Origin of the sequence: Mobilicoccus sp. (genome assembly GCF_032060985.1) — a bacterium.
Lineage (GTDB): Bacteria > Actinomycetota > Actinomycetes > Actinomycetales > Dermatophilaceae > Mobilicoccus.
In genome coordinates this window covers 20,762-27,649 of record NZ_DAMBGD010000027.1, presented here as the reverse complement: position 1 = coordinate 27,649, position 6,888 = coordinate 20,762, and the positions used below count along the sequence as shown (strand labels likewise).

Annotated in this window: 7 protein-coding genes and 1 tRNA gene; 7 read left to right on the top strand and 1 reads right to left on the bottom strand. The window is 71.2% G+C overall.

Annotated features, from left to right (window positions below):
- Positions 1-175 precede the first annotated feature (175 nt).
- Positions 176-460, top strand: coding sequence for a muconolactone Delta-isomerase (gene catC / locus RT054_RS16135; protein ID WP_313025582.1), 285 nt, complete (start codon positions 176-178; stop codon positions 458-460).
- A gap of 5 nt (positions 461-465) precedes the next feature.
- Here catC and RT054_RS16130 read toward each other — a convergent pair.
- Positions 466-544: transfer RNA gene (locus tag RT054_RS16130), tRNA-Gln, on the bottom strand.
- Positions 545-723: 179 nt separating this feature from the next.
- Between RT054_RS16130 and RT054_RS16125 the strand changes: the two genes are divergently transcribed.
- From RT054_RS16125 to RT054_RS16100, 6 genes are all read left to right on the top strand, one after another.
- Positions 724-1,539 (top strand): alpha/beta fold hydrolase, encoded by an 816-nt coding sequence (locus RT054_RS16125; protein WP_313025580.1) that lies wholly within the window; start codon positions 724-726, stop codon positions 1,537-1,539.
- Complete coding sequence (locus tag RT054_RS16120; RefSeq protein ID WP_313025578.1) at positions 1,536-2,750, top strand: thiolase family protein; 1,215 nt, start codon at positions 1,536-1,538, stop codon at positions 2,748-2,750. The genes RT054_RS16125 and RT054_RS16120 overlap by 4 nt, the downstream gene beginning before the upstream one ends.
- On the top strand, positions 2,750-3,436 hold the full coding sequence (locus RT054_RS16115; protein WP_313025576.1) for a 3-oxoacid CoA-transferase subunit A: 687 nt from the start codon (positions 2,750-2,752) through the stop codon (positions 3,434-3,436). Before RT054_RS16120 ends, RT054_RS16115 begins: the two co-directional genes overlap by 1 nt.
- Before the next feature lies 1 nt (position 3,437).
- Positions 3,438-4,136 (top strand): CoA-transferase, encoded by a 699-nt coding sequence (locus RT054_RS16110; protein ID WP_313025573.1) that lies wholly within the window; start codon positions 3,438-3,440, stop codon positions 4,134-4,136.
- 99 nt (positions 4,137-4,235) lie between these two features.
- Entirely contained in the window at positions 4,236-4,874 is a 639-nt protein-coding gene (locus RT054_RS16105; RefSeq protein WP_312722047.1) for a TetR/AcrR family transcriptional regulator, read from the top strand.
- 304 nt (positions 4,875-5,178) lie between these two features.
- Positions 5,179-6,489: an MFS transporter gene (locus RT054_RS16100; protein WP_313025571.1), complete on the top strand. Its 1,311-nt coding sequence runs from the start codon at positions 5,179-5,181 to the stop codon at positions 6,487-6,489.
- The last annotated feature ends 399 nt before the right edge of the window (positions 6,490-6,888 follow it).

Below are 6,888 nucleotides of genomic sequence, written 5' to 3'. Positions count from 1 at the left end.
GATCAACAGAATTCACCGCCACAACGCCACAGAATCAGGACGGTGGATCAGGGCTGAGAACACCGCTGTCACCAGGCCTGCGCCCGGACCCGGGTCCCACGGCCCGGGTCCGGGGCCTCCCCTCCCCACGGACGGCCCCTCCCCCTCCGCTCGACCACCGACAGAAGGAGCAGCCGTGCTCTACGCAGTCAAGATGGACGTCGCCATCCCCCACGACATGGACCCGCAGGTCCGGGCCGAGACGATCGCGACCGAGAAGGCCTACAGCCAGGAGCTGCAGCGGGGTGGCGAGTGGCGCCACATCTGGCGGTGCGTCGGCCAGTACTCCAACATCTCGATCTTCGACGTGAAGGACAACGAGCGTCTCCACGAGATCCTCTGGGGCCTGCCGCTGTTCCCCTACATGAGCATCGAGGTCACGCCGCTGGCCACCCACCCCAGCGACGTGCACGCCGAGTAGGCCGGCTCCCCGGGTAGGAATCGAACCTACGTCGCTTGTCCTGATTCAAAGTCAGGCGGGCCCTGCCAGCAGACCAACCGGGGATCGGAGGTGCACACGCACCCCGGATCCCAGGTTAGTGCACCCCTGGGACCCCCCGACGACGCGTGCGCCCGCCGCGCCCGCCGCGCCCGCGGCCATGCCCCGGAGTCCCCCGCCGCCCCACCCGCACCACCCCTGCCGCGCACCGACGCGGCGGAGCCACCCCGTCAGAAAGGCCAGGCATGTTCCCCTCGCTCACGACCACCACGCTGCGCGAGGCCGACGGGCCGTTGGTGCTCCTCGGTCCCTCCCTCGGCACGGGCGGGGAACGGCTGTGGGCACCGGTCGTCCCGCTCCTCGGGGAGCGCGCCCGCATCGTGGTCTGGGATCTCCCGGGCCACGGGAACAGCCCCACGGCGCAGCGGGGCTTCACCGTCGCCGACCTGGCCGACGCGGTCGCCGAGATCGCCGCCGCGATCGACGCCCCCTACGCCGTGCACGCAGGGGTGTCCCTCGGTGGGGCGACGGGACTGGAACTCGGTCTGCGACACGCGGGGACGTTCGCGGCGCTCGCCGTCCTCTGCTCCGGCGCGGCGCTCGGTACCCCGTCGGCCTGGCACGAACGGGCGGCCCTCGTCCGCGAGCACGGCACGGCCGCCGTCGTCGCCGGCTCCGAACAACGCTGGTTCGCCCCGGGGTTCGTCGCCGCCCAGCCCGAGGCGGCCGGGGGCCTGCTCGAGGCGCTCCCCGGCGTGGACGCCGAGTCCTACGCGCGCTGTTGTGAGGCTCTCGCCGACTACGACGTGAGTGCGGACCTCGGCAGGATCACCGATCCGGTCCTCGCCGTCGCGGGAGCCGACGATCAGGTCGCTCCCCCGGCCCTCGCCGACCGGATCGCCCGCGATGTGCGGCGAGGCCGCAGCGTGACCCTGCCCGGGGTGGCCCACCTCGCCCCCACCGAGGATCCGGCGGCCACCGCCGAGTTGCTCATCTCTCTGCTGGAGGACCCCTCCGGCGACCCGCCCCCCACCCTGCGACCCAGCGAGGAGACCCGATGACCGCCTACGTCCTCGACGCCGTCCGCACGCCGTTCGGCAAGTACGGCGGCGGCCTGGCCGGGATCCGCCCCGACGACCTCGCCGCCCACGTCGTCCGCGAGGCCGTGCGCCGCGCCCCCGACCTCGACCCCGCCCACATCGACGAGGTGATCCTCGGCAACGCCAACGGCGCGGGCGAGGAGAACCGCAACGTGGCCCGCATGGCCACCCTGCTCGCGTCCCTGCCCGTGGAGATCCCCGGCACCACCGTCAACCGTCTCTGCGGGTCCAGCCTCGACGCGAGCATCATCGCCTCACGCCAGATCGACTGCGACGAGGCCGATCTCGTGCTCGTCGGCGGGGTCGAATCGATGAGCCGCGCCCCCTGGGTGCTCCCGAAGACCGAACGCCCCTACCCGACGGGCGACCTCCAGGCCGCCAACACGGCACTGGGGTGGCGGCTCGTCAACCCGGCGATGCCGCCGACCTGGACCGTCTCCCTCGGCGAGGCCACCGAGCAGCTCCGGGAGAGGCACGGCATCAGCCGCGAACGCCAGGACGAGTTCGCCGCACACTCCCACCGGCTCGCCGGCCAGGCGTGGGAGCAGGGCCGTTACGACGACCTCGTCGTCCCCGGCCCCGCGCCGCGACGCGGCGAGGCCCTCACCCGCGACGAGGGCATCCGCCCCGACAGCACCCCCGAGACCCTCGCCGCTCTCCCGCCCGTGTTCCGCCGGGAGGGGGGGACCGTCACCGCCGGCAACGCCTCCCCGCTCTCCGACGGGGCGAGTGCCTGCTGGCTCGGCAACGAGCGCGGCGCGGAGCGGCTCGGCCGGGCTCCCCTGGCCCGGATCGCCGGACGGGCCGCCGCGGGCAACGAACCGCAGTTCTTCGGATACGCCCCGGTGGAGGCCGCGAACCGGGCGCTGAGGCGAGCCGGGGTCCGCTGGTCCGACGTCGACGCGGTGGAACTCAACGAGGCGTTCGCCGCCCAGTCCCTCGCCTGCCTCGACGCCTGGGACGTCGATCCCGCCCGGGTCAACGCCTGGGGTGGCGCGGTGGCCATCGGTCATCCCCTGGGAGCGTCCGGCACCCGCATCCTCGGCACCCTCGCCCGTCGCCTCGTCGACGAGGGCGGACGGTGGGGCGTCGCGGCCATCTGCATCGGCGTGGGCCAGGGCCTCGCCGTCGTCCTCGAGAACGTCACCCCGACCACCACGAAGGAGTCCTGATGCCCCGCTCGTTCGCCGACTCCGCGGCTGCGGCCGTCGACTGCATCAAGGACGGCGACACCGTCCTCATCGGCGGCTTCGGCAAGGCCGGCCAGCCCGTCGAGCTCATCGAGGCCCTCCTCGATCGCGACGTCACCGACCTCGTCGTCGTCAACAACAACGCCGGCAACGGCGACGTCGGCCTGGCGTCCCTCATCGCGGCGGGCAAGGTCGCGAAGATGATCTGCAGCTTTCCGCGTCAGTCCGACAGCCACCACTTCGACGAGGCGTTCCGGGCCGGGAGGATCCAACTGGAACTAGTCCCGCAGGGCACCCTCGCCGAGCGCATCCGCGCCGGTGGTGCCGGGATCGGCGGCTTCTTCACGCCGACCGGTTTCGGCACGCCGCTCGCCGAGGGCAAGGCGACCCGCGTCATCGACGGTCGCGGGTACGTGCTGGAGGCCCCCATCGCCCGTGACGTCGCCCTCGTCAAGGCACACCGCGCCGACCGCGCCGGCAACCTCGTCTACCGCAAGACCGCCCGCAACTTCGGGCCGGTGATGTGCACGGCTGCCGGCCGCGCGGTCGTCCAGGTGAGCGAGATCGTCGAGGTCGGCGGGCTCGACCCCGAGATCGTCATCACCCCCGGCATCTTCGTCGACACCCTCGTCGAGATCCCCGACTCGGCCACCCCGAAGGAGGCCTGACATGTCCGAATCCCTTGCGCTCGCCGACGTCTCGACGGGCGAGCGACCCTCACGACGGACCCCGCTCTCGAAGGACGACCTGGCGCGCCTCATCGCCCGCGACATCGAACCGGGCTCCTTCGTCAACCTCGGCGTCGGCCAGCCCACGAGCGTCTCCAACCACCTGCGTCCCGAGCAGAACGTCACCCTCCACACGGAGAACGGGATGCTCGGCATGGGGCGGGAGGCGCGGGGGGAGGAGGTCGACGACGACCTCATCAACGCGGGCAAGATCCCCGTGACCGAGCTCCCCGGCGCCTCCTACTTCCACCACGGCGACTCCTTCGGGATGATGCGCGGCGGACACCTCGACGTCTGCGTCATGGGGGCCTTCCAGGTGTCGACGAACGGCGACCTCGCCAACTGGTCCACGGGGGCGCCGGACGCGATCCCGGCCGTGGGTGGGGCCATGGACCTCGCCATCGGCGCCCGACAGACGTGGGTGATGATGACGCTCTTCGCCAAGGACGGCAGCTGCAAGATCGTCCCGGAGCTCACGTTCCCCGCCACCGGCCGCGACTGCGTCTCCCGGATCTACACCCCCGACGCGGTGTTCGTCATCGAGGAGGGTCGGACGCTCATCCGCGAGACCTACGGCTGCGACCCCGCGGAGCTGCGCGACCGCATGGGGGTCGACGTGGGTCTGCCGCACCGGGACTGAGGTCCGTCCCGCGGCCGGTCACTCCACCGGTCGCGGCGACCGGGCATGATGGCCTCGTTCGCAGCGTGAGCCGACCACGTGCGAGGAGGAGGCGGCGCGATGAGCCGGACGGCCGGGGGACGCACCCGCATGACGGGGCGCGAGCGCCGTGAACAACTCATCGAGGTCGGGCGGGCCCTGTTCGCGGAGAAGGGATTCGAGGCGAGCACGGTCGAGGAGATCGCCGCCCGCGCCGGGGTGTCCAAGCCGGTCGTCTACGAACACTTCGGAGGCAAGGAGGGGCTGTACGCCGTCGTCGTCGACCGCGAGATCCAGACCCTCCTCGCCGCGATCACCGGGGCGCTCGACGGTCGCGCCCACGCCCGGGCCCTCCTGGAACGGGCCGCCCTCGCCCTCCTCGACTACGTCGAGAACTCGAGCGAGGGATTCCGCATCCTCGTGCGCGACTCCCCCACCGGCCAGTCGACGGGGTCGTTCGCCTCGCTCATCAGCGACGTCGCGAGCCAGGTCGAACACATCCTGGCCGCCGAGTTCCGGGCCCGCGACCTCGACCCGGCCGCAGCGCCGATGTACGCGCAGATGCTCGTCGGCATGGTCGCGCTCACGGGCCAGTGGTGGCTCGACTCCCCCAAGTTCGACAAGGAGGAGGTCGCCTCCCACCTCGTCAACCTCGCGTGGAACGGCCTGGCGGGCATGGATTCCTCCCCCTCGCTCCGTACCTCTCGACGCGCCCGCTGAGGGCCGCTCGTCGGTCTCAGCGACCGTTCAGCTTCCCGCTCACGGGCGGCATCGGTCGTGCCGTCGCACATTCGGCCCACCCGCCGCGTGCACCCTTTCGGCGGGCGGACTTCTCGGCGATCGTCATAGCCATTGGTGCAGCCGGAGACGTCGATCACGCCGGTCGCGACACCGTCGTCGCACGCACCCCGACGAAAGGGCACCAGACGTGTCGGAATCCGTTCTCGTGGCCGAGAACCCGAAAGAGCTGTTCGACTAGGAGAAGGAGGCCGCACCGGCCCCTCGCAAGGTCTCACTGAAACGAGTGGCCGCCGCCAGTTCCATCGGCACCACCATCGAGTTCTACGACTTCTTCATCTTCGGCACGGCCGCCGCGCTCGTGTTCCCGACGATCTTCTTCGCGCAGTCCGACCCCAACACCGCGGTGCTCCAGTCGTTCGCCACGTTCGCGGTGGCGTTCTTCGCCCGCCCTGTCGGCGCCATCGTCTTCGGCCACTACGGCGACCGCATCGGCCGAAAGCGCACCCTCGTGTGGACGCTGCTCATCATGGGTATCGCCACCGTGGGCATCGGCCTGCTCCCCGGCTATTCGACCGGCGCATTCGGGTTCGCCTCCGACGGAATCGGCATCTGGGCCCCGACGTTGCTCGTCGCAGCGCGGTTCTTCCAGGGCTTCGCGGTCGGCGGTGAATGGGCGGGGGCCACGCTCCTCACCGCGGAGTACGCCCCCGCGGGCAAGCGCGGAATGATGGCGATGTGGCCTCAGCTCGGCCCGGCCTTCGCGTTCTTCCTCTCCTCGCTCACCTTCCTCATCTTCACCCAGGGTGACCGCACCGACGCCGGCAGCTTCTTCATGACCATCGGGTGGCGCATTCCGTTCCTCCTCTCCTCGCTGCTCGTCATCGTGGGGCTGTGGATCCGCCTCGCCGTCGACGAGACGCCGGTGTTCAAGCAGGCCGAACGCAACCTCGGTCAGGATCCCGAGCGAAAGCTGCCGTTCCTCGACGCGATCCGTTACCAGTGGAAGGAGATCCTCATCGCGGGCGGCGCACTCGCCTCGCTGTTCTCCCTCTTCTACATGGGCACCTCGTTCCTCACGAGCTATGCCACCAAGCACCTCGGCTATTCGATGCCGTTCGTCCTCACGATGGGCATCCTCGCGGCCATCTTCTTCGGGCTGTGCATCGCCGCCTCGGCGATGTGGTCGTACAAGATCGGGCGCCGCAAGGTCATCATGATCTCCTGCGTCCTCGCGGTCGTCTGGTCGCTGCTGCTCTTCCCGATGCTCGACTCGGGCATCACCGGCCTCTACGTCCTCGGCCTCATGGGGACGCTGTGCATCTTCGGTGTCGCCTACGGCCCGGCCGGCGCGGCACTCCCGGAGATGTTCAAGGCCCGCTACCGCTACACCGGCGCCGGCCTCGGCTACCACCTCGCCGGTGTCCTCGGCGGGGCCATCCCGCCGCTCATCGCCGCCCGGTTCGTCGCGGCCGGCGACAGCATGAGCGTCGGCATCATGCTCGCCGTCCTCTCCTCGATCTCGGTGATCTGCACCTACCTCATGGTCGAGTCCAAGGACTACAAGATGGACGCGGGCGTCACCACCCAGGACTGACGCCGACCTCCACACCACCCCTGAACCGCCGAGGGGGTCCGGGACAGCCCGGGCCCCCTCGCTGCGTGCCGGCGGGCCGCCCCTCACCCCTCACCAGACCCACTCGGGGCGACGGCGTCGGTGCCCCGACGTCACTGCTCCCCTGCCGGTGCCCCGGCGTCAGTGGCCCCGACGTCAGTGGCCCCGACGTCAGTCGCGGCCGACGCCGGGGGTCTACCCGTCGACCCCGCCACGACCAGCGACATCCCGCTACGCTCACGCCGAGGGGCCGGGTGTGGCGTGCCTCGACGGTGGGGATCCCGCACATGCGGCGACCCGCCGACACCGCCCGCGTCGGTCCGGGTGGACACGCCCGCGACGTGCCGCGACGTAGACTGCCGAGAGCAACGACCGGCGAGG

What these genes read in the sequence shown, in the direction of transcription:
- RT054_RS16110 (WP_313025573.1), top strand. Translation starts at nt 3,438, where the DNA reads ATGTCCGAATCCCTTGCGCTCGCCGACGTCTCGACGGGCGAGCGACCC.
- RT054_RS16105 (WP_312722047.1), top strand. Translation starts at nt 4,236, where the DNA reads ATGAGCCGGACGGCCGGGGGACGCACCCGCATGACGGGGCGCGAGCGC.
- RT054_RS16120 (WP_313025578.1), top strand. Translation starts at nt 1,536, where the DNA reads ATGACCGCCTACGTCCTCGACGCCGTCCGCACGCCGTTCGGCAAGTAC.
- RT054_RS16125 (WP_313025580.1), top strand. Translation starts at nt 724, where the DNA reads ATGTTCCCCTCGCTCACGACCACCACGCTGCGCGAGGCCGACGGGCCG.
- RT054_RS16115 (WP_313025576.1), top strand. Translation starts at nt 2,750, where the DNA reads ATGCCCCGCTCGTTCGCCGACTCCGCGGCTGCGGCCGTCGACTGCATC.